At 69.7% G+C, this 23,444-nt stretch carries 20 protein-coding genes; 8 read left to right on the forward strand and 12 right to left on the reverse strand.

The annotated features are described in order from the left end of the window. Nucleotides 1-31: 31 nt before the first annotated feature. Both AQ610_RS26770 and AQ610_RS26775 read left to right on the forward strand, forming a co-directional pair. On the forward strand, nucleotides 32-865 hold the full coding sequence (locus AQ610_RS26770; protein WP_015604074.1) for a response regulator transcription factor: 834 nt from the start codon (nucleotides 32-34) through the stop codon (nucleotides 863-865). Further along, the gene (locus tag AQ610_RS26775) at nucleotides 858-3,251 is read left to right on the forward strand and encodes a sensor histidine kinase (RefSeq protein ID WP_045554794.1); all 2,394 of its coding nucleotides are present in this window, start codon (nucleotides 858-860) and stop codon (nucleotides 3,249-3,251) included. The genes AQ610_RS26770 and AQ610_RS26775 overlap by 8 nt, the downstream gene beginning before the upstream one ends. Nucleotides 3,252-3,308: 57 nt before the next feature. Here the strand turns inward: AQ610_RS26775 and AQ610_RS26780 are convergent, their stop codons facing one another. Next, on the reverse strand, nucleotides 3,309-5,258 hold the full coding sequence (locus AQ610_RS26780) for a TonB-dependent siderophore receptor (protein WP_231748996.1): 1,950 nt from the start codon (nucleotides 5,256-5,258) through the stop codon (nucleotides 3,309-3,311). Between AQ610_RS26780 and AQ610_RS37680 the strand changes: the two genes are divergently transcribed. After that, complete coding sequence (locus tag AQ610_RS37680) at nucleotides 5,233-5,673, forward strand: hypothetical protein (RefSeq protein ID WP_231748997.1); 441 nt, start codon at nucleotides 5,233-5,235, stop codon at nucleotides 5,671-5,673. The genes AQ610_RS26780 and AQ610_RS37680 overlap by 26 nt on opposite strands. A 392-nt stretch (nucleotides 5,674-6,065) precedes the next feature. Beyond that, nucleotides 6,066-6,506: a DUF1801 domain-containing protein gene (locus AQ610_RS26785; protein ID WP_009914701.1), complete on the forward strand. Its 441-nt coding sequence runs from the start codon at nucleotides 6,066-6,068 to the stop codon at nucleotides 6,504-6,506. 67 nt (nucleotides 6,507-6,573) lie between these two features. Here the strand turns inward: AQ610_RS26785 and AQ610_RS26790 are convergent, their stop codons facing one another. Then, nucleotides 6,574-6,990: a cupin domain-containing protein gene (locus AQ610_RS26790; protein WP_043282789.1), complete on the reverse strand. Its 417-nt coding sequence runs from the start codon at nucleotides 6,988-6,990 to the stop codon at nucleotides 6,574-6,576. Between AQ610_RS26790 and AQ610_RS36510 the strand changes: the two genes are divergently transcribed. Then, nucleotides 6,989-7,132 (forward strand): hypothetical protein, encoded by a 144-nt coding sequence (locus tag AQ610_RS36510; protein ID WP_155246052.1) that lies wholly within the window; start codon nucleotides 6,989-6,991, stop codon nucleotides 7,130-7,132. The two genes, AQ610_RS26790 and AQ610_RS36510, sit on opposite strands and share 2 nt — an antisense overlap. Nucleotides 7,133-7,299: 167 nt before the next feature. On the opposite strand, the gene AQ610_RS26795 is transcribed toward AQ610_RS36510, so the two are convergent. The 9 genes from AQ610_RS26795 to AQ610_RS26835 all read right to left on the reverse strand — a co-directional run bounded on the left by AQ610_RS26795 (nucleotide 7,300) and on the right by AQ610_RS26835 (nucleotide 19,006). Beyond that, nucleotides 7,300-8,235, reverse strand: coding sequence for an SMP-30/gluconolactonase/LRE family protein (locus AQ610_RS26795; RefSeq protein WP_006027545.1), 936 nt, complete (start codon nucleotides 8,233-8,235; stop codon nucleotides 7,300-7,302). A gap of 57 nt (nucleotides 8,236-8,292) precedes the next feature. Continuing rightward, complete coding sequence (gene araH / locus AQ610_RS26800) at nucleotides 8,293-9,312, reverse strand: L-arabinose ABC transporter permease AraH (protein ID WP_009914699.1); 1,020 nt, start codon at nucleotides 9,310-9,312, stop codon at nucleotides 8,293-8,295. 35 nt (nucleotides 9,313-9,347) lie between these two features. Then, entirely contained in the window at nucleotides 9,348-10,898 is a 1,551-nt protein-coding gene (gene araG / locus AQ610_RS26805; RefSeq protein ID WP_006027547.1) for an L-arabinose ABC transporter ATP-binding protein AraG, read from the reverse strand. A 22-nt stretch (nucleotides 10,899-10,920) separates the two neighbouring features. After that, nucleotides 10,921-11,925 (reverse strand): arabinose ABC transporter substrate-binding protein, encoded by a 1,005-nt coding sequence (locus AQ610_RS26810; RefSeq protein WP_006027548.1) that lies wholly within the window; start codon nucleotides 11,923-11,925, stop codon nucleotides 10,921-10,923. Nucleotides 11,926-12,204: 279 nt separating this feature from the next. Continuing rightward, the gene (locus tag AQ610_RS26815; protein WP_006027549.1) at nucleotides 12,205-13,134 is read right to left on the reverse strand and encodes a Gfo/Idh/MocA family protein; all 930 of its coding nucleotides are present in this window, start codon (nucleotides 13,132-13,134) and stop codon (nucleotides 12,205-12,207) included. Nucleotides 13,135-13,164: 30 nt separating this feature from the next. Further along, nucleotides 13,165-14,094, reverse strand: coding sequence for a dihydrodipicolinate synthase family protein (locus tag AQ610_RS26820; protein ID WP_006027550.1), 930 nt, complete (start codon nucleotides 14,092-14,094; stop codon nucleotides 13,165-13,167). A 47-nt stretch (nucleotides 14,095-14,141) separates the two neighbouring features. After that, nucleotides 14,142-15,536: an MFS transporter gene (locus AQ610_RS26825; RefSeq protein WP_045554793.1), complete on the reverse strand. Its 1,395-nt coding sequence runs from the start codon at nucleotides 15,534-15,536 to the stop codon at nucleotides 14,142-14,144. A 116-nt stretch (nucleotides 15,537-15,652) separates the two neighbouring features. Next, nucleotides 15,653-17,239: an aldehyde dehydrogenase (NADP(+)) gene (locus AQ610_RS26830; protein ID WP_006027552.1), complete on the reverse strand. Its 1,587-nt coding sequence runs from the start codon at nucleotides 17,237-17,239 to the stop codon at nucleotides 15,653-15,655. Nucleotides 17,240-17,254: 15 nt separating this feature from the next. Beyond that, nucleotides 17,255-19,006: an IlvD/Edd family dehydratase gene (locus AQ610_RS26835; protein WP_009914694.1), complete on the reverse strand. Its 1,752-nt coding sequence runs from the start codon at nucleotides 19,004-19,006 to the stop codon at nucleotides 17,255-17,257. Nucleotides 19,007-19,113: 107 nt separating this feature from the next. Here AQ610_RS26835 and AQ610_RS26840 point away from each other — a divergent pair, with 107 nt between their 5' ends. Continuing rightward, nucleotides 19,114-20,088, forward strand: coding sequence for a LysR substrate-binding domain-containing protein (locus AQ610_RS26840; RefSeq protein ID WP_006027554.1), 975 nt, complete (start codon nucleotides 19,114-19,116; stop codon nucleotides 20,086-20,088). Nucleotides 20,089-20,145: 57 nt separating this feature from the next. Here AQ610_RS26840 and AQ610_RS26845 read toward each other — a convergent pair whose 3' ends face one another. Beyond that, nucleotides 20,146-20,367: a hypothetical protein gene (locus tag AQ610_RS26845; RefSeq protein ID WP_015603889.1), complete on the reverse strand. Its 222-nt coding sequence runs from the start codon at nucleotides 20,365-20,367 to the stop codon at nucleotides 20,146-20,148. A 947-nt stretch (nucleotides 20,368-21,314) separates the two neighbouring features. On the opposite strand from AQ610_RS26845, the gene AQ610_RS26850 reads away from it, so the two are divergent. Together AQ610_RS26850 and AQ610_RS26855 are read left to right on the forward strand one after the other, a co-directional pair. Further along, entirely contained in the window at nucleotides 21,315-21,959 is a 645-nt protein-coding gene (locus tag AQ610_RS26850; RefSeq protein ID WP_006027557.1) for a response regulator, read from the forward strand. A 330-nt stretch (nucleotides 21,960-22,289) separates the two neighbouring features. Further along, nucleotides 22,290-23,270, forward strand: coding sequence for an alpha/beta hydrolase (locus AQ610_RS26855; protein ID WP_006027558.1), 981 nt, complete (start codon nucleotides 22,290-22,292; stop codon nucleotides 23,268-23,270). Nucleotides 23,271-23,444: the final 174 nt, after the last annotated feature.

Here is a 23,444-nt window from a genome sequence, read left to right on the forward strand (position 1 = left end):
TAAATCAGACCATTCCGATTCGTTCGCAACCATGTCAGCTCGCTTGCCCAGTTCGACGTCGCTTCGCGCCGCGCCGGTTCTCTCGGACGCGCACCTTCTTGTCGTGGATGACCGGCCGAACGAACTTCAGTTGCTGGTCGAGATCTTGCGCGCCGCGCACTGCCGGATCAGCGTCGCGTTCGATGGCTTGCAGGCGTACCATCGCGCGCAGGCCATTTCGCCCGACCTGATCCTGATGGACGTGCGCATGCCGCACATGGACGGCTTTGCCGCATGCCGGCTGCTCACGTCCACGCCGTCGACCCAAGCCATCCCGATCATCATGCTGACCGCCGCCGGCGACCTCGAGGATCGTATCGAGGGACTCGAGATCGGCGCGATCGACTACATCATCAAGCCGTTCGAGCCCGCCGAGGTGATCGCACGCATCCGGAATCATTTGAAGAAGCCGCCCGGCAGCCGGCCCCCGGAGCACTTGCCCGCCCTTCCCGACCATCCGGACGCCTCCCTGGTGCGCGCCGCGAGCGAAGTCCTGCTGCGCGACCTGCGCAATCCGCCGGCGCTCGAGGCACTCGCCAAACTGGTCGGCACTCACGAAAAGCGGCTGTCCCGGGTGTTCCGCGACAACCTCGGCCAGACAGTGTTCGAATATCTGCGCGACACGCGGTTGCGCACGGCGCAGCGCTTTCTTGCGCAAACATCGATGGGCATTGGAGACATTGCCCAGGAAATCGGCTTTTCCAACGCAGGCAATTTCGCGACCGCCTTTCGCGAGCGCTTCGGCGTCACGCCGTCCGATTGGCGGCGGCTGCACGGCCGCGGCAATGCAACCGGCACCGCCGAAGGCCGGCAACCCGATGCGTAGCCTACGCGGGCCTTGCGGCCGTGCGCGTCACGTCGCGCTGTTGATTCTGCTGGCCGCATGCCTCACGTGGATGACGGCACGCGCTGCGACGGCCGAAAGCCCGGCGCGACTGGACGGCATATCGATCTTCGAGGACCCCACGGCCGCGATGCCGGTCGATCGGGTGCTTGCGCGCCTCTCGAACGCGCAGGGCGGCTTTTTGCCGGCAACGCGAGCGCGGCTCAATCCGGGGTTTTCCCGGTCTGCGTGGTGGCTGCGCGTCACGCTCGTCAATCGCGACAGCGCCGAGCATCCGCTCGTGCTGGCACTGCGCGATGCGCGTATCGACCAGGCGGATTTCTATATCTTCCGGAACGGACGATGGACGCTCGGCGCACGCTTCCCTTCGCATGACGCCGATGCAGGCGGAATGCCGCCGCGGTATCCGACGCTCGACACGACGCTGCTTGCCGGCGAAAGAATTCCCGTCCTGGTGCGAGTCACGTCCCGCAAGACATTGCGGCTGGCGCCGGCGGTGTTCACCCGTGCAGCGTGGCACGCCCACGAGGTGCGCGCCGCCATGTGGAATTTCGGCCTGTTCGGCGGGCTGCTGGCGCTCGTATGGTGCGCGCTGCTGATCGGCTTCTTTTCCCGCAGCACCGCGTTCTATCTGCTCGCCGCCTTATGCCTCGGCACGACGCTGTTCGAGGCGGCATTCCGCGGCTATACGCGGGCGTATTTATGGCCCGATGCGCCCGAGTGGTCGGCGCGCAGCGAAACGCTGTTTGCGTATTTTTCCCTTGCGCTCTTCATCGTGTTCGTCTTGAAGATCGCGAGAGGCGAGAAGGTCGACATGCCGGTGCAGGCCGCGTATGTGGCGATGCTGTGCCTCCAGTGCATCGGAATGGCGGGCGCCGCGCTCGGCGATCTCCTGGTCTTCGCCCGGTTCTGCCTGCAACTGAACATCGCATTCGCCGTCCTGAACGTCTGCACCGCGCTGCTGCTTGCCCGACGCGGCACCCCGACCGGCCGTCTGATGCTGGTCACGATCGGCTTCGCCCTCTTCAACTTCCTGATTCGGGTCGTCGACGGGATGGATGCGATGCCGCCGGCGCTGTCATGGCTCAGATCCGACATTTACCCCAATCCCGTCATCGCGATCATCGGTCTCGCCACGCATCTGATGGTTCTGGCCGCCTGGATCAACCACGTGGGGCGTCAACGCACCGAGGCGAGAAAGCGCCTCGAACACTGGCAGCTCACGGAGCAGGACCGCCTGCGGGACGAAGTCGCGAAGCGCACGGTCGCGCTCAACGAAGCGCTGCATCAGGCGCAAACCAACATGCAGCAGAAAATCGAGACGCTCGGGTATGTCAGCCACGATCTGCGCGCGCCGCTGTCGACGATCAACGGGTATTCGAAGCTCCTGCTGCAAAGCGCAACGTCGAGCCAGTCCCGGCTGATCCAGTCCATCGACCGAAGCATCCGCTATCAGCTCGCGCTGATCGACGAGCTGCTCGCATATACGAAGGCCGAACTCCAGCCGCTCGCCCTTTCCCCCGAGGCCACGGATTTGCCCGGGCTGCTGGACGACATCGGCGGCTACGCCGTCGCGCTCTGCGCGCAGCAGGAAAACCGGTTCGTCTATCAGCCGCTGACGCCGCTGCCCCAAACGCTCGAAATCGACGGAATCCGTCTCCAGCAGGTATTGCTCAACCTGCTTTCCAACGCATCAAAATTCACGCGCAAGGGTGTCGTCACGCTCTCTGCCCATGCGCGCCGGCAAGCCGATGGCTACCGCATCGGCATCGAAATCACCGACACGGGCATCGGGATCGATCTCACGGAACGCGCCGACATCTTCCGCGCCTATCAGCAGGTCCACGTCGTCAACGGCGGCACCGGGCTCGGTCTGTTCATCGCGCAGCGCATCGTGAGGGCCATGAATGGCGAGCTGGCCGTCTCCAGCCAGCCAGGTGTCGGAACGTCGTTCTCATTCGAGATCGCCGCGCCCGCCGTCGGGCACGCGCTCGTCTCTCCGGCGGCGCGTCCGGGGCCGTCGCAGCCGGACGCCGACGCGGAGCATGCCCCCGCTTCACGCGCGCCTCGCCATCCGTGCGCCGAGGCGCTCGACGAACTGGGCCGACTGGCCAGGGATGGCCGCCTCACGGATATCGAGGACTGGATCGGCCGATATGCGCACGATCCCGGCTATGCGGCCTTCTTGCAGGAAGTGCGAGAGCACGTCGACGCGCTGGATTTCCAGCGAATCGAGGCGCGGGTGGATGCGTTGCGACACGCAGGCGAGCCGGGCCCGCCCCCCGCCGCCGAAACGCAGGCCGCCGCGCATGCGCGGCCGGCATCCAGGCGCACGCTGAACCCCGCGGAAGACGGCTGCGCCGGATGAACGGCGTTGCCGCTCGATGCGGCGGCGCATCGCCGGCACGCCCGTCACCGCGGCTCGTCACCAGTTGTATTTCGCGCTGGCGAGGACGGTGCGCTCGTTGCCGAATACGCAGACCGCGGACGATTGGCAACCGCTGACGAAATGCCGGTCGAACACGTTCGTCACGTTCAGCGCGAAACGCCAGGCGCGGGTGTCGTAGTGCAGCGCCGCATCGTACAGCGTGTAGCTCGCGACGTTCAGTGCGTTGTCCGGCGCGCCCGCCGACGCGCTCTGGTAGCGAATGCCGCCGCCGAACCCCAGCCCCGATAGCGGGCCCGCATGCGATGTCCAGTCGCCCCACAGCGACGCCATCTGGCGCGGGAGCGGAACCGCGACCGGCCAGTGGTTCAGCGACGCGTCGTTCGCCTTCACGTTCTTCACATCCTGATAGACATATGACGCGACGATCGACAGTTCCGGCGTGACCTTGCCCACCGCGCTCAGCTCGACGCCTCGCGAGCGCACCTCGCCCGTCTGCACGAACGACGTGCCCGTCGGATCGAGATTCGTCGGCGCGGGCGTCACCACGTTCGTCTCGTCGATCCGGTAGACGGCGGCGCTCAGCATGAGGTTCCTGCCGGGCGCCTGCCAGCGCAGGCCAGCCTCGATCTGCGCGCCGCGCGTCGGCTTCGGCACGCCGCCGCCGAATATCCTGACGCCGATCACCGGATTGAACGACGTCGCGTAGCCGACGTATGGCGACAGCCCGTGGTCGCCCCGGTAGGTCAGCCCGAGGCGGCCCGAGAACGCGCTGACGTCCGCCCTCGACTGCGCGCCCGCCGCGAGATCGTCCTGCCGGAGGCTCACCCGGTCCTCGCGGCCGCCGATCGTGAGCGCCCAGCGGCGCCATTCGATCTGGTCCTGCGCGTATACGCCGAACGTGTTCATCGCCGTGTACTGATCGATGTGGCCCAACGACGTCGGGCCGGAGAAGATCGCCGCCGTGACAGGCGTGTAGACGGGATCGTAAAGATTCAGGCTCGGCGCCAGCGCGAGCCATACGCTGTTGGTCGTCGTCTGCCGGTTGTAGTGCAAGCCGAGCAGCAGCGTGTGTTCGAGCGGCCCCGTGCCGAAGCGCGCCTGCGCGTTGCTGTCGATGTCGAAGCGGCTGTAGTTCAACTGGAACAGCCCCGCGAAGCGCATCATGTCCGTCGTGCTGCCGCGGGCAAGGCCGTTGCCGAAAACCGATGCGTCGTCGAGCGACAGGTGCATCCAGCGCACGCTCTGGCGCAGCGTCCACGTCGAATCGAGTGCGTGCTCGAACTGATAGCCGACGGACCACTGTTTCTTCCGGTAATCGTTGAACGCCGGGTCCCCCATGTAGATGTCCGGCGACAGGCGGCCATTCGGATTCGGCAGCACGGTGCCCCGTGCGGGCAGGAAATTGAACGAGATGTCGCTCTGGTCCCGCAGGCAGGACGCGGAAACCGTCAGCGAAGTGCGGGCATCCGGCCGCCACCGGAACGACGGCGCAAGCGCGATGCGCCGGTCCGCGTTCGGGCCGGTCGACGCGTTGCCGTCGCGCGCGACGCCGACGAGGCGGTACGCATATTCGCCGTCCCCGCCCAGCCTGTCGCCGACGTCGAACATGAACTGCTTGCGCGCATCATTGCCGATCTGCACGCCTGCTTCGCGCACGCGCTCGCCGTCGGCCCGCTTCGCCCGCACGTCGACGATCGCGCCCGGATCGCCCGCGCCGTAAAGCACCGACGCCGGCCCGCGCAGCACGCCGACGCTGTCGATCATGAACGGATCGACGCGCCAGTTCGCGATGGTGGCCGTATTCGGCGCCTGCAATCCGTCGACGAACAACGTGGGCGTGAAGCCGCGCAGCGCCGCATACCAGTCGGTACGGCTGTCGGAGCCGAACGATGCGAAGCCCGGCACGTAGCGCAGCGCCTGGTTGAGATCGGTCGCGCCGGTCATCTCGATCTGCTGCGCCGTGACGACGTTGATCGTCTGGGGCACCTCGGCGATCGGCGTGTCCGTCTTCGTGCCGATCGCCGTGCGCATTCCGACGAGCCCGATCGACGCCGCGTTCGCCTCGCCTTTCACCGCGATCTCCGGCAACGTGACGCCGGGCGCCGCATCGATCCGGCTCGCCGCGCCCATCGCCTGCGCGTCGTTCACGGCTTGCGCCGCCTGCGCGCAGGCATGGCCGGACGCCGCCGCACAAAGCACGCCCCCGGCAACGATCGTGATCGCACGCCGGCCGGCATCCGTTCCCCTCCCCATCGTTCAATGCCCCGTCATGGTGGCGGCCGGTTCGGCCTGCCCGTTGGTCAAAGTGCGGGCCGTCCGGCATCCGCTTCGCTTTTTCGATGATTGCCGCTCGCGCCGGCAGCGCGTCCCGGCCGGTTGCGCCGTGAACGAACGCCGATGATATCGGTTGAAAATTGCACTGCCTTTAAAGCGGTCCGTCGAATGGCCCGCGTCGGCCGCCCGGGCGGGCCGCGAGGACGCGATGCCAAGCGATCAGCGCCCCTTGACGCGAAGGCCGGACGGAATCGCTCCGCGACCGGGAGCCCGACGAATGATGGGAAAGCCGCGCCGTCCGAGACGAAATCGGATGGCCGAATCGGGCCGCCGGCCCAGGCGCGCCCGTTCCGGCCGTTCGGCCGAACGGCCAAAATCGCGCGTAGGCGCCGAAGATCGAGTACTGTGGAAGCCATGCGTCGGGCTTGCGGCGTCCGGATGCGCGAGCGCGTGCGCGCCGATCGCATCGAATCGCCTCGGCATCGATTGCAAAGAACCCGACAGCCTCCGGATGAGCCCATGAAAAACACCGATTCGCCCGAAAACCAGCCGGCCTCCGGGCTGATCGACCGACGGATCGCCGAACTCGGCGACTGGCGCGGCGACACGCTGAGCCGGATGCGCCGGCTGATCCATGAAGCGGACCCGGACGTCGTCGAGGAATGGAAGTGGAGAGGCACGCCCGTCTGGTCGCACGACGGCATCATCTGCACCGGCGAGTCGTACAAGGCGGTCGTCAAGCTGACTTTCGCCAAGGGCGCATCGCTCGACGATCCGGCCGGACTCTTCAATTCGAGCCTCGACGGCAACGTCCGGCGCGCGATCGACATCCGCGAAGGCGAGACGCTTGACGCCAACGCGTTCAAGACGCTCGTGCGCGCCGCGATCGCGGTCAATCAGTCGAACGGCAAGGCGAAGGCGGAGTCGAAGGCAAAGCGCGCGAAGCCGGACGAGAAATGACAAATGACGCAACGCGCGAAACGCGCGGCGGCCGAGCCCGCGCCACGCGCTCCGCTTCGCGCGCCCGTCACCGCAACGCGCCGGCCAGCTTGCGGATCGCCCTGTGGACGAAAAGCACCGGCCCGGCAAGGTGCGGCCGCAGGATCGCGTGCTTGCGCACGTACTTCGGCACGTGCCATTCGGTGCGGCTGCCGGCGTAGAACAACGCGGCGTCGCCGGCGCGCAGCGTGCGGGGCGGGTCGCCGTCCGACGAGACGATCACCTCGCCCTCGATCACGTGAATGGTTTCGTCGCAGTCGAAGTACCAGTTGAAACGCCCCGCGGTGCAATCCCAGACCCACATCGACGTCGTCGAGTCGGGGCTGCACGACCACCGGCCGCTGCGCGCAACGGGCGCTCCTTCGATGATCCATCCGGGATCGATCGGAGAAGGTTGCAATACGACGTCGTCCAGCCGTACGGCCTCGAAAACGGAACGGGACATGGATCTGCCTCTGCTGCTGTTCAATCCGGAAATGACGGGAAACGCGCGGCGGCCGGAAACGGCGGGACCTCCGCCGGACACGCTCTGCGAACGAGCCGAAGCGGCTATTTTGCAAGCTTTGTTTTCGGCGGCGCAAGGATGATATTTGCGATTTGTAATAAATCACACGCTCGCGGAGAGCCGCGCGCCTACGATCGAATCGCGGCGGCGCGCGCACCGCGGACGCCACGCGCATTCCCGCGACGCCCGGAGGACGCACACCGGCCGATGCCCGGCTTGCGCTTCACGCCGGATTTGGCGCAGCCCGCTTCATGCGTTGCGCGCGAGCGCGAACCGCGGCGTCGCGATTCCCGCATGGCGCGTACCGGCGACGAACACGCCGCCCGCGCCCGGATCGCGCGCGAGCGCGCCGCCGTCGAGGCCGACGCGCGCGCTCGTCACGTATAGCCGCCCGTCGCCGTCGAGCGCCACGCAGCTCGGCTGCGGCGTCGGCACCGCGATGCGATCGGTCTCGACGCCTTGCGCGTCGTAGCGCACGACCCGCGCGCCGCCCCACTGCGCGTTCCACACGCCGCCACTTGCATCGACCGTCGAGCCGTCGGGCTCGCCGTCCGCGTCGGCAAGCCGGACGAACGACCGGACGCGATCGACGCCGCCGCCCGGCCGGTAGTCGCACACCTGGATTTCCCGCGTCGGCGAATCGCAGAAATACATCGCCGAGCCGTCCGGAGAAAATGCGATGCCGTTCGCGATCGCGGCGGGCGGCAGCGCAAGCCGCTGCAGGCTCAAATCCGCGTTCAGCCGGTAATAGCCGCCCACCGCGCGCGGCGACGCGCCACCGCCCTCGTCCTTCATCCCGAACACGAAGGCGCCCGCGCGGTCGCAGCGGCCGTCGTTGACGCGCGTCGGCAGCTCGGGCTCGACGTCGACGACCGGCGCGAGCGCCCGCCGGCGCGTGTCGAAGAACGCGATGCGCGACGCAAGGCCGACGAGCAGCACATCGGGATCGTCGGTGAGCGCGAAGCATGCGATGCGCTCGGGCATCTCCCAACTGTCCGTCGCCGCGCCGCCGTACGCGCCGGCCGCGCGCCATCGCCACAGGCGCGCGCCTTCGATGTCGACCCAGTACAGCGCGCGCGTCGCGTCGCACCACGTCGCGCCTTCGCCCAGCGCGTTGCGGCAGTCGACCAGCAGCGTCGCGGCGGCTGCCGCATCCGTTCGCGCCGGTCGATTCGATGATTCCATATCGTCTCCTGATGTCGCGGTGATGCCACGCGGCCGGAGGGCCGCGCGGCAGCAAGGTCAGCCCCGCATCGCGCGCCGCCGACTGCGACGATACTGGTCGAACAGCACCGCGAGCAACAGAATGCCGCCGCGTATCAGATATTGGTAAAACGTCGGCACGTTGAGGAGGCTCATCGCGTCCTGCACCGAGCCCATGATCAGCACGCCGACGAGCACGCCCGAAATCGTCGCGACGCCGCCCGTCAGCGACACGCCGCCCAGCACGCACGCCGAGATCACGCCGAGTTCGAGGCCGACCGACGTCTTCGGGTCGCCCAGGCTCATCCGCGACGCGAGCATCACGCCGGCGAAGCCCGTCACGAGCCCCTGCAGCACGAACACGGTGATCCTGATTCGCATGACGGGCAGGCCGGCGAGCAGCGCCGCCTCGCCGTTGCCGCCGACGGCGAGCACGTTCTTGCCGAACACTGTCTTGCGCAGCAGGAAGCCGAACGCGACGAAGCCGACGATGTTGCTCCAGATCGGATACGAGATGCCGAGGAACGAGCCCGAGCCAAGCGCGAAGAAGCGCTCCTCGGAGATCATCACCGCGTCGCCGTTCGACGTGATGAACGCGAGCCCGCGCACGACCTCCATCATCGCGAGCGTGACGATCAGCGAATTGATCCGCCAGCGCGCGATCAGCACGCCGTTGACGAGCCCGACCGCGCCGCCCGCGAGCACGCCCGCCGCGGCGCCGAGCGCGATGCTGTGCGTCGCCGTGATGAGCGTCGAGGCGACGACGCCCGAGAACGCGACGATCGACGCGACCGACAGGTCGACCTCGCCCAGCGCGAGCACGAACATCATCGTGACCGCAATCGAGCCGATCAGCGTGACCGACAGCAACAGGCCCTGGATGTTGCGGGCCGTCAGGAAGTCCGGCACGGCGATCGCGAGCGCCGCGAACAGCGCGACGAACACGACGACGATGCCGGAGCGGTTGAGGAGATCCCACGCGGCGGCGCGCGGCCGCGTGACGGATGCCGGGGAATCGGCCGGGGAAGAAGTGCCTTGGGGTTGCATGGCTTGACTCATGTCGTTCGCGTTTTCCGGTTTGCGCTGCCGCGCCGCTAGCGCGGCAGCGCGAGCTTGATCAATGCGTCGGGGCTCGCCTGCGCCTTCGCCACGCAGCCGGCGATCCGCCCTTCCTTCATCACGACGATGCGGTCCGACACGCCGATCACCTCGGCCAGATCGCTCGACACGATGAGCACCGTGCGGCCCGCGTCGGCGAGCTCGTAGAACAGGTTGTAGATTTCCGCGCGCGCGCCGACGTCGATGCCGCGCGTCGGCTCGTCCATCAGGAACACGTCGATGCGCTCGGCGAGCCAGCGCGCGAGGATCACCTTCTGCTGGTTGCCGCCCGACAGCGCGCCGATCGGCGTATCGGCGTCGCGCGTCTTGATCGCGAGCCGCGCGATGTAGCGCGCGGCGAGCTCGCGCTCGCGCCGAGCGTCGAGCAGCAAGCGCGCGGGGCTGAAGTGGCGCCGCGCGCTCAGGTTCAGGTTGTCCGCGACCGACGCGATCGCGACGATCCCTTCCTGCTTGCGGTCCTCCGGGCACAGCGCGATGCCGGCGCGCACCGCGTCGCGCGGGCTCGCGAACGACACGCGCCGGCCGTTCAGCTCGACGTGGCCCGCGCTCGGGCGCGCGGCGCCGTACAGCAGCTTCATCAGCTCCGAGCGCCCGGCGCCGACGAGCCCGAAGAAGCCGACGATCTCGCCGCGCCGCGCGCTGAACGACACCGGCTCGGCGAGGCCCGGCCCGCACAGGCCCTTCGCCTCGATCGCCACGTCGCCCGGCTCGCGCGGCCGATAGCCATACACGTCGGCGATCGGGCGGCCGACCATGCAGCCGATCAGCCTGTCGCGATCGAGATCGGCGACCGATTCGAACGTCTCGATGCGGCGGCCGTCGCGAAACACCGTCACGCGGTCGCACAGCGCGTCGACTTCCTCCATCCGGTGCGTGACGTAGATGATCGCGCGGCCGTCCGCGCGCAGCGCGTGAATGATCCGGAACAGGCGCTCGGTCTCGCGCGCGGACAGCGAGCTCGTCGGCTCGTCGAACGCGATCACGCGCGCGTCGCGCATCAGCGCCTTGCCGATCTCGATCATCTGCCGCTGCCCGATCGACAGCAGCTTCACCGGCGTGTTCGGATCGATCCGCTCGCCGAGCCGCTCGAGCCCGGTCGTCGCGCGCGCGACGAGCGCGCGCTCGTCGAGCACGCCCGCACGGTTCGGCAGTTGCCCGAGCATCAGGTTCTCGGCGACCGTCAGCTCGGGCACGAGATGCAGTTCCTGATAGATGATCGCGATGCCCGCCTCGAGCGCCGCGCGCGTCGAGCCGAAGCGCTGCGCGAGCCCGTTCAGCCGCAGCGTGCCCGCCTGCGGCTGGTTCACGCCGGAGAGCACCTTCAGGAGCGTCGACTTGCCCGCGCCGTTCTCGCCCATCAGCCCGTGCACCTCGCCCGCGCGCACCGACAGCGACACCGCGTCGAGCGCGCGCACGCCGGGAAACGTCACGGTGACGCCGTCGAGCTCGAGGCATGCGGCGCGCGGCGCAGGGCCGGCCGCGCCGGCCGCCGGCTCGCCGCGCGTGTGTATCGTCGTGTCAGTCATCGGTTCCTCGTCGACGTGCCGCTCAGATGCCCAGCTCGGCGCGCACCGCCTGCCAGTTCTCGCGCGTCATCAGCTTGCCGCTCGTCTGCGTATCGGCGGGCGGCGCCTTGCCGCTGCGGATCCAGTCGACGAGGTTCTGCGCGCTCTGCTTGCCGTGGTTCGTCGAGCTGACCGCGATCGTGCCGAAGAAGCCCGTCGGCTCCTTCTTCTGGAATTCGGCGAACGCCTCGCCCGCGCCGTTGATGCCGACGCCGATCACGTCCGCCGCCGGAATGTGCAGTTGCTCGGTCGCACGCACCGCGCCCAGCACCGTTTCCTCGTTCAGCGCGAAGATCACCCACTTCTTCACGTTCGGATGCCGCGCGAGCACGGGCGCCGCCGCGCTGAAGCCGCCTTCGTCGTCGGTCGTCTTCTGCGGCGCGTCGAAGATGTTCTCTTTCCTGAAGCCGCTCGCGAGGAGCGCCTGCGTCGCGCCGTCGGTGCGCAGCTTCGCGGTCGGCAGCTCGTAGTTCGTCACGCGCAGCGCGCCGACTTCCTCCGGCTTCCAGCCGCGCCTTTTCATCTCGTCGGCGATCGCCTGGCCCACCTGGTTGCCGATCTTCGTCGCCGACATCCCGAGGTGCGGCACGTTCGCGAGCGGCTTGCCCGACGAATCGACGAGCTGGTCGTCGACGGTCACGAACTTCATGTCGTAGCGCTTCGCGCGCGCGGCGATCGCGGGCCCGAGGCGCACGTCCGGCGCGCAGATCACGAAGCCCTGCGCGCCCTGCGTGCCGAGGTTGTCGATCGCGGCGAGCACCTTCTCGCCGTCCGGCGTGCCGATGTTGACGACCGCGAAGCCGTCCTTTCGGCCGAGCGACGTCGCGGCCTTCTGCTCGTTGATGAACCACGCCTGCTCGGGCATCTTCACGAGGAAGCCGATCTTCAGCGGCGTGTCCGCGCGGGTCGCGGCGGGCATCGCGAGCGGCGCGGCAAGAAGCGCCGCGAACGCGGCGCGCAGGGTCAAGCGGCGAATCGTGCGGGTCATGGTGCGTCTCCTTGTCATGTTGCGTCTCCTTGATGTGGGTCGTTTCCGACTGTCGTGCGTGTTGCCGGCTGCGTGCCGGCTGTATGCCGGCTTGCTGCCGATTCATGGCGGCTCGTCGCGGCGCGTTGCCGTGTTGCGTTGCCGTGTTGCCTTGCCGTGTTGCCTTGCCGTGTTGCCGCGTTTGCCGCATGTCGCCGTGCGTCGCCATACAGCGCGTGCGCGAATCCGGCGCATGCTCCGGCTCCGCGCGCCCGTCCGCCGCCCATGCCCGGCGACGCTTCAGCGGTGAAACGGGTCGGCCGCGATGCGCCGGCCGACCATGAACGCGTCGGCGACGAGCCGCAGCGGCCGATCGTCGACGTCGCTCTCGCGCGCCGCGATCAGCGCATGAAAGCGTGCGTACAGCGACGGGTATTCGCACTCGGGCGGCAGCGCGACGGGCTCGCCCGCGATCGACAGCCGCGCGCCGCCCGCGCCGATCGCGAGCACGCCGCCGTCGGTATCGACCGCGATGTCCCATTGCTCGACCGGGCCGTGCCGCCAGTCGAACTCCGCGCGCACCGGCACGCCCGCCGTGTCGACGCAGTCGAACTCGGCCGCGATCGGGGTGTGCACGTTGGCGGGCACGACGAGCGTCGCCGCGCGCAGCACGAGCTCGCGCGGCAAGATCCGCGTGACGATCGACAGCGCGTTGATGCCCGGATCGAACACGCCGAGCCCGCCCGGCTCCCAGATCCACTGCTGCCCCGGATGCCAGCGCCGCACGTCTTCCTTCCAGCGCACCTGCACCGCGCGGATCGTGCGCGTGGCGAGCCACGCGCGCGCGGGCTCGACCGCGCGCGCATGCCGCGAATGCCAGCTCGCGAAGAGCGTGCGGCCGCGCTCGCGCGCGAGCGCGCGCAGCGCCGCGATTTCGCCGACCGTCGCGCCCGGCGGCTTTTCGAGCATCACGTGCTTGCCGGCGTCGAGCGCGGCGCGCGCCTGCGCGTAGCGCACCTGCGGCGGCGCGGCGAGCGACACCGCGTCGAGCGCCGGCTCGGCGGCGAGCAGCGCGCCGATGTCCGGGTGATTGCGCACGCCGCGAACTTCCGCGTGGCGGCTCGCGCATGCGCGCAGATCGAAGCCCGGCTCAGCCGCGATCGCGGGCAGGTGCTGATCGCGCGCGATCTTGCCGATGCCGACGAGGCCGAGCGTGTAGACGGTATTCATCGCATGACTCCTTGCCGGGTTCGCCGCGCGTCAGCGCGCCCAGCGCAGCACGAGCGGATCGAGCCGGCGCGCGATCTCGATCAGCTCGGCGCGCGAATCCGGATGGATCGGCGGCAGCGGATGCCGCGGCCGCTCGCACGCGATCACGCCGCCCTCGCGCATCAGCGCCTTCGCGGCGACGAGCCCCGTCTGCCGGTTCTCGTGATTGATGAGCGGCAGCCAGCGCTGGTACAGCGCGAACGCGTCGTCGGCGCGCCCGTCGCGATGTGCATCGACGATCGGCCGGATTCCGTCCGGATACGCGCCGCCCGTCATCGCGCCCGTCGCGCCCGCGTTCAGGTCCGCGAGCAGCGTGATCGCCTCCTCGCCGTCCCACGGCCCCTCGATCGCGTCGCCGCCGAGCCGGATCAGCTCGCGCAGCTTGTTCGCCGCGCCCGGCGTCTCGATCTTGAAGTACGACACCTGCTCGATCTCGCGCGCCATCCGCGCGAGAAACGGCGCGGACAGCACGGTGCCGCTCGCGGGCGCGTCCTGGATCATGATCGGGATGTCGAGCGCGTCCGACAGGCGCGCGTAGAACGCGTGGATCTGCGTGTCGGGCACGCGGAACGTCGCGCCGTGATACGGCGGCATCGCCATCACCATCGCCGCGCCCAGCTCCTGCGCGCGGCGGCTGCGCGCCGCGCAGACCCGGGTGCTGTAGTGCGTCGTCGTCACGATCACGGGCACGCGGCCCGCGACGTGCTCGAGAATCGTTCGCGTGAGCACGTCGCGCTCGTCGTCGGCGAGCGCGAACTGCTCGGAGAAGTTCGCGAGGATGCAAAGGCCCTCCGAGCCCGCATCGATCATGAAATCGACCGCGCGCATCTGGCTCGGCAGATCCAGCTCGCCGGTCTCGGTAAACGTCGTCGGCACGACGGGGAAGACGCCGCGGTAGCGCGGCGAGCGGCTCGTATTCATCGGTCGGTTCCTGCGTCAGTGAAAGCGTTCATCGGTCCAGGGCCTGTTCACGTGCGGATGCGCGGTTCGCCGGCGAGCCCGCCCGCATCCGGCTGCGGCGCGCGCAGCGCCGCGCGCACGACGAACGTCATCGGCACCGCGAACGCGAGCGTCGCGGCGAGGAAATACAGGCCCGCGGCGAGGCTGCCCGTCGCGTCCTTGATGAGGCCGATGCCGTATGGGCCAACGTAGCCGCCGAGATTCGCGAGCGAGTTGATCGCCGCGATGCCGACTGCGGCGCTCGTGCCCGTCAGGAATTCGCCGGGCAGCGCCCAGACGACGGCCTGGATCGAATAGATCGAGAACGCGCTCAGACAGATGAACAGGAACTGCAGCGCAGGCGCATGGACGGCCGCGCTCGCGGCGAGCGTGAGCGCGGCCGCCGCCGACACCATGGCGATGTGGCCGTAGCGCTCGCGCTTGCGATCCGAATGGCGCGGCACGACGAGCAGCCCGCCGACCGCGAACAGGTACGGCACCGCGAACAGCAGGCCGGTTGCCGCATCGCCGACGCCGAACGCCTTGATGATCGTCGGCAGCCACAGCGACAGCCCGTAGATGCTGAGCGGAAACGGCAGGAACAGCGCGGCGAGCAGCAGCACGCGCGTATCGCGCAGCGCGGCGAGCGGCCGGTGGTGCGAGTGCGGCCGGTACGCGCGGCGGTCGGCGTCGAGCTCGCGCTCGATCCAGCGGCGATCGGCCGCGTCGAGCCAGCGCGCGTGCGCGGGCGACGCCGGCAACAGCCGCAGCGTCGGCGCGGCGAGCAGCACGGCGGGCAACCCGCTCGCGACGAACAGCGCCTGCCAGTTCGACAGGCCGAGCACGCCGTGCGTCGCGAGCAGCATGCCCGCAAGCGGCCCGGTCACGATGCCGGCGATCGGCTGCGCGAGCACGAGCAGACCGATCACCCGCGCGCGATGACGCATCGGAAACCATTGCGTGAGGAAATAGAGGATGCCCGGATAGAGCCCCGCCTCCGCCGCGCCAAGCAGGAAGCGCAGCACATAGAAGCTCGCCGGCCCTTCGACGAGCGCCATCGCGACCGTGATCGCCCCCCACGTGACGAGAATCCGCGAGAACCACACGCGCGCGCCGAAGCGCTCGAGCGCGAGATTGCTCGGCACCTCGCACAGGAAGTAGCCGATGAAGAAGAGGCCCGCGCCGAGGCCGTACGCGGCGTCGCTCAGGCCCACGGCCGCGTTCATGTACAGCTTCGCGAAGCCGACGACGGTCCGGTCGACATACGCGACCACGTAGATCAGCGCGAGAAACGGCACCAGCTTGCGCGTGAGCAGGCGCACGATGCGCCGCTCGTCGTCGCCCGATGCGGCCGAGGGGGCGTGCCGCGGCGCGGCGTCGGCGCGCGCGCCGCTCGCGTCGGGCAATGCGTGCGCGGAAATCATGCGCTCGGTGGCCATGCTGTCGTCTCCTTATGTCTTCGATGTCGCGATGTCTCGCGCCGGCGTCGCCGCCGGTCTGCGTTGCGCGCTTCGCGTTGCGTTCGTGCGTCCGCGCTCGCCTAGCGCGGCGCGGCGGCTTCCCGCCGGCCGCCGACCCGGCGCGGCACGGCGAGCGGATTGCCGTCGCGCAGCGCGCCGGGCAGCAGCGCGTCGTCAACGTTCTGGTAGCAAATGGGCCGCTGAAAGCGCTCGATCGCGGCGGTGCCGACCGACGTGCTGCGGCCGTCCGAGGTCGCCGGGAACGGTCCGCCGTGAACGATCGCGTCGCACACTTCGACGCCCGTCGGAAAGCCGTTCGCGAGAATGCGGCCCGCGCGGCGCTCGACGATCGGCAGCAGCGTGCGCGCGAGCTCGCGATCGTCGGCGCTCAGGTGCAGCGTCACCGTCAACTGCCCTTCGAGCCGCCGCATCGCATCGCGCATCTCGTCGGCGCTCGCGCATTCGACGAGCACGCTCGACGGGCCGAACACTTCGTCGGCGAGCGTCGCGTCGGCCATCAGGTCGCGCGCCCTCACGCGCAGCAGCGCCGCCTGCGCGCGATCGCCGGCCGCCGCGCCGCGCGCGACGACATCGACGGCCGGATGGCGCGCGAGCCGCGCGACGCCCGCGTCGTACGCGCGCAGGATGCCCGCGCTCAGCATCACGCCCGCCGGCACGTCGCGCAGCGCGCGCGCGGCGGCGTCGACGAACGCGTCGAAGCCCGCGCCCGCGATGCCGAGCGCGAGCCCCGGATTTGTGCAGAACTGCCCGCAGCCGAGCGTGACCGACGCGACGAACTCGCGCGCGAGCGCCTCACCGCGCGCCGCGAGCGCGCCGGGCAGCAGCAGGTTCGGATTCACGCTGCTCATCTCCGCGTAGACCGGAATCGGCACGGGCCGCGCCGCCGCGAGCGCGGCGAGCGCGAGGCCGCCTGCGCGCGAGCCGGTGAAGCCGACCGCGCGGATCGCCGGATGCGCGACGAGCGCGCGGCCGACGTCGTGCCCCGCGTCGGCGAGGAGCGCGAACACGCCGGCCGGCAGCGCGGCCGCGCGCACGGCCGCCTGCACCGCGCGCCCGACGAGCTCGGACGTGCCGGGATGCGCGGGATGCGCCTTCACGACGACCGGGCAGCCGGCCGCGAGCGCCGCCGCCGCATCGCCGCCCGCGACCGAAAACGCGAGCGGGAAATTGCTCGCGCCGAACACCGCGACCGGGCCCACGCCGATGCGCAGGAAGCGCAGATCGCCGCGCGGCGGCTGCCGCTCCGGCAGCGCGGGCTCGATCCGCACGTCGAGCGCGTCGCCGCCGCGCACGAGCGCCGCGAACATCCGCAATTGGTTCGCGGTGCGCGCGCGCTCGCCTTCGAGCCGCGCGCGCGGCAAGCCGGTCTCGGCCATCGCGCGCACGATCAGCGCGTCGCCGAGCGCTTCGATCCGCGCGGCGATGTCGTCGAGCAGATCCGCGCGGCGCGATGCGGCGAGCGCGCGGTACGTGTCGAACGCGGCATCGGCGAGCGCGCATGCCGCATCGACGTCCGCCGGCAGCGCGCCATGAAAGACCGGCTCGGCGATCGCCGCGCCCGTCGCCGCGTCGATCGCGTGAAACGCCTCGCCCCGGCCGCGCCGCGCGCCGCCGTCGATCAGGAGTTCGCCCGTGGGCCCGCTCATCGTCGCGCCTCCCGGTCAGTGCGAATGCCGCGGCACAGCGGCGCCGCGCCGGCCGACCAGGAAGTCGAGGTCGCAGCCCTCGTCCGCCTGCAGCACGTGGTCGACATAAAGACGCGCGTAGCCGCCGCTGCCCGCCTGCCCGGCGGCACCCGGCGCGCTCGCCGGATCGAGGTCCGACAGCCGGCGCGCGAGCTCGTCGTCGCTCACATCGAGCGTGAGCGTGCCCGCTTCGCAATCGAGCGCGATCCAGTCGCCGTTGCGCACCGCCGCGAGCGGGCCGCCCGCCGCCGCCTCCGGCGCGACGTGCAGCACGACCGTGCCGTACGCGGTGCCGCTCATTCGCGCGTCCGAGATCCGCACCATGTCCTTCACGCCCTGGCGCAACAGCTTCGGCGGCAGCCCCATGTTGCCGACCTCGGCCATGCCCGGATAGCCGCGCGGCCCGCAGTTCTTCAGCACGAGCACCGAGCTCGCGTCGACGTCGAGCGCCTCGTCGTCGATCGTCGCCTTGTAGTGCTCGAAGTTCTCGAACACCACCGCGCGGCCGCGATGCCTGAGCAACTCCGGGCTCGCCGCGGACGGCTTGAGCACCGCGCCGCGCGGCGCGAGATTGCCGCGCAGGACCCGGATGCCGCCGTCTGCGATCAGCGGCCGCGCGAGCGGACGGATCACTTCGTCGTCGTGGTTCGGCGCGTCGCGCACGTTCTCCCACAGCGACTTGCCGTTGACGGTCAGCGCGCCCGGATGCGGCAGCAGGTTCGCCTCGCCCAGCCGGCGCAGCACGGCGGGCAGCCCGCCCGCGTAATAGAACTCCTCCATCAGGAACCGGCCCGACGGCATCAGATCGACGATCGTCGGCGTATCGCGGCCGATGCGCATCCAGTCCTCGAGTTCGAGCGGCACGCCGAGCCGCCCGGCGATCGCCTTCAGATGGATCACCGCGTTCGTCGAGCCGCCGATCGCCGCGTTCGCGCGGATCGCGTTCTCGAACGCCGCGCGCGTCAGGATCGTCGACAGCGCGAGCCCTTCGTGCGCCATCTCGACGATGCGCGCGCCCGACAGGTGCGCGAGCACGTAGCGGCGCGCATCGACGGCCGGGATCGCCGCGTTGTGCGGCAGCGCGACGCCGAGCGCTTCGGCCAGGCACGCCATCGTCGACGCGGTGCCCATCGTGTTGCAGGTGCCCGCCGAGCGCGACATGCCGGCCTCCGCCGACAGGAAGCGGTGCAGGTCGATCTCGCCCGCCTTCAGCGCCTCGTGCAGTTGCCACACGGCGGTGCCGGAGCCAATGTTCTTGCCGTCGAGCTTGCCGTTGAGCATCGGGCCGCCGGACACGACGATCGCCGGCACGTCGCAGCTCGCCGCGCCCATCAGCAGCGCGGGGGTCGTCTTGTCGCAGCCGGCGAGCAGCACGACCGCGTCGATCGGGTTGCCGCGAATCGCCTCCTCGACGTCCATCGAGGCGAGATTGCGCGTGAGCATCGCGGACGGCCGCAGGTTCGATTCGCCGTTCGAGAACACCGGAAACTCGACCGGAAAGCCGCCCGCCTCGTAGACGCCGCGCTTCACGTGCTCGGCGAGCTTGCGAAAGTGCGCGTTGCACGGCGTGAGCTCCGACCAGGTATTGCAGATGCCGACGATCGGCCGGCCGTCGAATTCGTGATCGGGAATACCCTGATTCTTCATCCAGCTCCGGTACATGAAGCCGTTCTTGTCATGGGTGCCGAACCATTGGGCCGAGCGCAGCTTGGGTTTGGATGCCGACATCGTCACGTCCTGTATGGCGGAATATTCGGCGCAGTCTAGGGAGAATTTTGATAACCTACTAATGACGTTTTGGCGCTTTCAGATATCTTTTAAATATTGATATAAAAATGCCGACAACACTTCCAACAACGCTCGACACGCATCCCCGGGCGATCCGAAGCCGACTGAAGACGCGCCAGTTGCTGCTGATCGTCGCGCTCGCCGACGAGGGCAACATCCACCGCGCGGCGGCGGCGCTGAACATGACGCAGCCGGCCGCGTCGAAGCTGCTGCGCGAACTGGAGGACACGATCGGCGCGATGCTGTTCGAGCGGATGCCGCGCGGCATGCGGCCGACGCTGTATGGCGACGCCCTGATCCGCCACGCGCGCGCGGCGCTCGGCAGCCTCGACCAGGCGCAGGACGAGCTGGCCGCGCTGAAGGCCGGACGCCTCGGGCACGTTGCGATCGGCGCGATCACGTCCCCGGGCCTGCGGCTGCTGCCGCCCGCCGTCGCGGCGGTCAAGGCGACGCACGCGAACGTCCGGATCTCGGTCGAGATCGACACGAGCAACGTGCTGCTCGAACGCCTCGCGCAGGACAAGCTCGACGTCGTCGTGGGCCGCCTGTCGGCTGAGCACGACAAGCTGCGGCTGCGCTACGCGCCGCTGACGGGCGAGCCGGTGGCGGCCGTCGTGCGGGCCGGGCATCCGCTCCTCGAACGCGCGCCGCTGACACTGGCCGACGTGCAGCGCGCCGCGTGGGTCGTGCCGCCCGCGGGCAGCGTGCTGCGCCATCGCTTCGAGCTGATGTTCCAGCGCGCGAGCCTCACGCCGCCCGCGAACGTCGTCGAGACCGCCGCGCTCCTGTTCGTCACGCGCGTGCTCGAGCGCAGCGACATGATCGCGGTGCTCGCAGAGGACGTCGCGCGCTACTACGCGACGCACGGCATCGTCGCGATGCTGCCGCTCGAGATGGATTGCCGGATGGACGATTTCGGGATCATCACGCGCACGGACAAGGTGTATGCGCCCGCGGCGAGCGTGACGATCGATGCGATTCGCGACGCCGCGCGCGAGATCTATGGGGTGGCGGCGGCTTGATGACGCAGGGGCCCGACGGTCCGCGGGATCGAGCGAGCGGGCCGGGTGCCGCGGCGCTCAGATTCGCTGCACCGCGGCCGCCTTCGCACACGCGATCCGCTCGACCAGTTCGCGGCCGAGCGGCGTCAGGAGCGCGCCCGGCACGATCGACCGTCCCCCGCCCATCGCCGTCGCGAGCCCCATCTCGACGAGCGAAACGAATTCCGGATCGCCCATGTCGACATCCTCGGGCGAACGCGCGATACACAACAACGTCGAGAGTTCATGCGGCGTCAACATGATCATGTCTCCGTCATCGAGCGCCGCGTGCCTGCGCCGGCCGCGTCGCTCACGCTGGGTCCGTGTTCGAAACTGCGCTCCCTCGCACTGTGCCGGCACAGGCCGCGAAAGAATATCGGCAATTACGAGATAAGCGCATGGCCGCGATTCGTCGGCTTGCAGGATTTTGCCGATTCCGCAGCGGATTCGATTTTCGATTGCCGTTTTCGCGGGCATGGCGCGGCGATTCGCCGGCTGCGCCTGCGTTTGCGCGGCTCGCACGCGCATCGGAAAAACGTTTTCCTCGTTTCGAATTGCGCGGCGCAATCGAACAGCCGCGCTGCCGGCGCTCGCCGACTTTCGACGCAACGAAGCTTCGCGCGGACACGTCGCAACACCGCGCATCGAAATCGTCATCGGCGGGCGTCGTCCGCCCGGTCACGCAGACTAATCGACACGGTCCCGACATCGTGCGGCAAGCCTGTCGTCCGACGGTATGAGCAATTCGCCGGGCCGCGCCGCGAAACGCCATCCGCGATTTCACCCATACGATTGCGCGCGCAACCATCAGGATCACGTAAGCAAGGTGGCATAAGATTGAAACGTGGCACTCGGCTCGAGCGCCGCACCGCACGTCCGCCATTCGGCGGACGACGAAACCGACGACGTGAACGACACATCCGCGCGAACGCGTCGCGCCGCATCCGCCGGATATCGTCGGCGCCGCGCAGCTCGCACGAAGCCGCAGCCTCGACGCCTTTCAAGCCGTAGCGACTTGTCGCAACGCGCGCGCCGGGTTCGGAGAAACCCGCCGACGCCCGACGCGACGCAACGGTCCGGGGAACGAGCGTCCGGAGTTCGGCCGGATCGCCGCATGCGTTCGCGCGCCGCCGCGACGCGGCGCGGCGCGAGCGCTGATCGCCGATACGCGATGGCCATAAGCAGGTGCGCGCTACGAGGCTTCGCCGATGATCAGGCTGTTGATGGTGGACCGTCACGCGATGTTGCGCGACGGCTTGCGACACATACTCGAAAAATCCGGCGAGTTCGAAATCGACGGCGAGGCAGGCGACGCCCCGTCCGCGTTCGAGCTCGTCAAGCAGGGCCGCACCGGAATCGCGCTACTCGATCAAACCACGCTCGGCCACGATTGCGCGAACCTGATCCATCGCATCCGCCGCACGGCGCCGTCCACGCGCGTCCTCGTGATGGCCGCGCGCGCAAGCCAGCGGCACGCGGCCGAGGCATTCCAGGCCGGCGCGTCCGGCTACCTGACGAAGCAAAGCGGTTGCGACGAGCTGATCGCCGCGCTGCGCAAGATCGCGGCAGGCGGCGTGTACGTCAGCATGGACGTCGCCGAACAGCTCGCGGAAAATCTGCATGCGCCGTCGGACGCGGACGCGCCGCCGCACGAGCGGCTGTCGAAGCGCGAATTCGAGGTATTCCTTCATCTCGCGGCGGGCGACACGCCCGCCGAGATCGCGCAAGCGCTCGGGATCAGCGCGAAGACCGTGCGGATCTACAAGGCGCACGTGCTCGACAAGTTGGCATTGCCGAACGAATCGGCGCTCGTGCGGTACGCGGTCGCGCATCGGATCGGCGATCCGCCGTGATCGGCGCCGCGCCGCAGATCGCGCCGCGGGCCACGTGTCCGGTCGCGCCGCGCCCATTTCCGCGCCCATTTGCCGGCTGCGGCGAAGGCGCGTCATGCGATGCCGCGCCGCGCATCCGGTAACATGGGCGCGTCCGCGCCCGGCGTCCCGATGCGCACGAGCCGTCGCGAAATCGCGGTGGCCCGACGGCCGCGTGGACCGGCCGTGCAACGAACGCGCCGCGAGAGACTCGCCCCCCCGCCCTCGGCAAACCCGCGCACGCGCTTTCCCCTACGATGCCGACGCCGCGAAAGCGGCGTCGTCTTCCGATTCCGATCCGGAGCCTTCGACATGGACTTCACCCGACGCAGCCTGCTCGGCGCCGCGCTCGCCGGCGCGCTCGACACGATCGCGCCGGCCGCGCACGCGCAGACCGCCATGCACGGCGCGCCGCAGCCGGGCGACGCGCCCCGCGCTGTTCCCGATGAAACGATTGCGCTGTGGCCGGGCCCCGCGCCCGACCCGGTCGCGACGGGCGCAGGCGACGGCGAGCGGACCGGCAGGCACGGCAGCGTGTCGCGCGTCGCCCGGCCGCGGCTCGACGTCTACCGGCCCGCGCACGGCAATGGCGGCGCGGCGCTCGTGATCGCGGGCGGCGGCTACGATCACATCGAGCTCGGCAACGAGAGCACGCCGATGTGCGCGTGGCTGAAGTCGCTCGGCGTGACCGCGTTCGAGCTCGTGTACCGGCTACCCGGGCAAGGCTGGTCGCGGCTCGCGCCGCTGCAGGACGGCCAGCGCGCGATGCGCGTGATCCGCGCGCGCGCGAAGCGCGACGGCATCGATCCCGCGCGGATCGCGATCGTCGGCTTTTCCGCGGGCGGACATCTCGCCGGGATGACGGCCGTCGAACCCAACGCGCGGCGCTACGCGAGCGTCGACGACGCCGATCGCGAATCCGCGCGCCCCGATCTCGCCGCGCTGCTCTATCCGGTGCTCACGCTGATGCCGCCGTTCGATCGCATGCGCACGCGGCTGCACGCCGTCGGCGCGCATCCGGCTCAGGCTGACAGCGAAGCGCTGTCGGTGAACCTGCACGTGAGCGCACGCACGCCGCCGACGTTTCTCGCGCACGCGTTCGACGATCCAATCGCGCCGATCGACAACAGCCTGCTGATGGCGAGCGCGCTGCGCGCGGCGCAGGCGAGCGTCGAGCTGCACGCGTTCCAGGCGGGCGGCCACGGCTGGGGAATGGGCAAGCCCGGCAGCGCCGTGCGCGCATGGCCCGCGCTTTTCGAGCAGTGGGCGCGGCTGAACCGGCTGCTGCCGTGACGCAATCGCGCGCGGCGCGCGCCCTACGATCGTCTTTCCGCCCGTAACGCCGCCGATACCCGCCTGTAACCCTGCCGAAGGCGCAGCGCCTCCATAACTTCATACCGAACTGATCCAATGCTGCCGTTTCGTTTCCGGCGCGCGGCGCGTCCCCGACGCCCGCTCTTGCCGCGC

The sequence above is a fragment of the Burkholderia humptydooensis genome (assembly GCF_001513745.1).
GTDB lineage: Bacteria > Pseudomonadota > Gammaproteobacteria > Burkholderiales > Burkholderiaceae > Burkholderia > Burkholderia humptydooensis.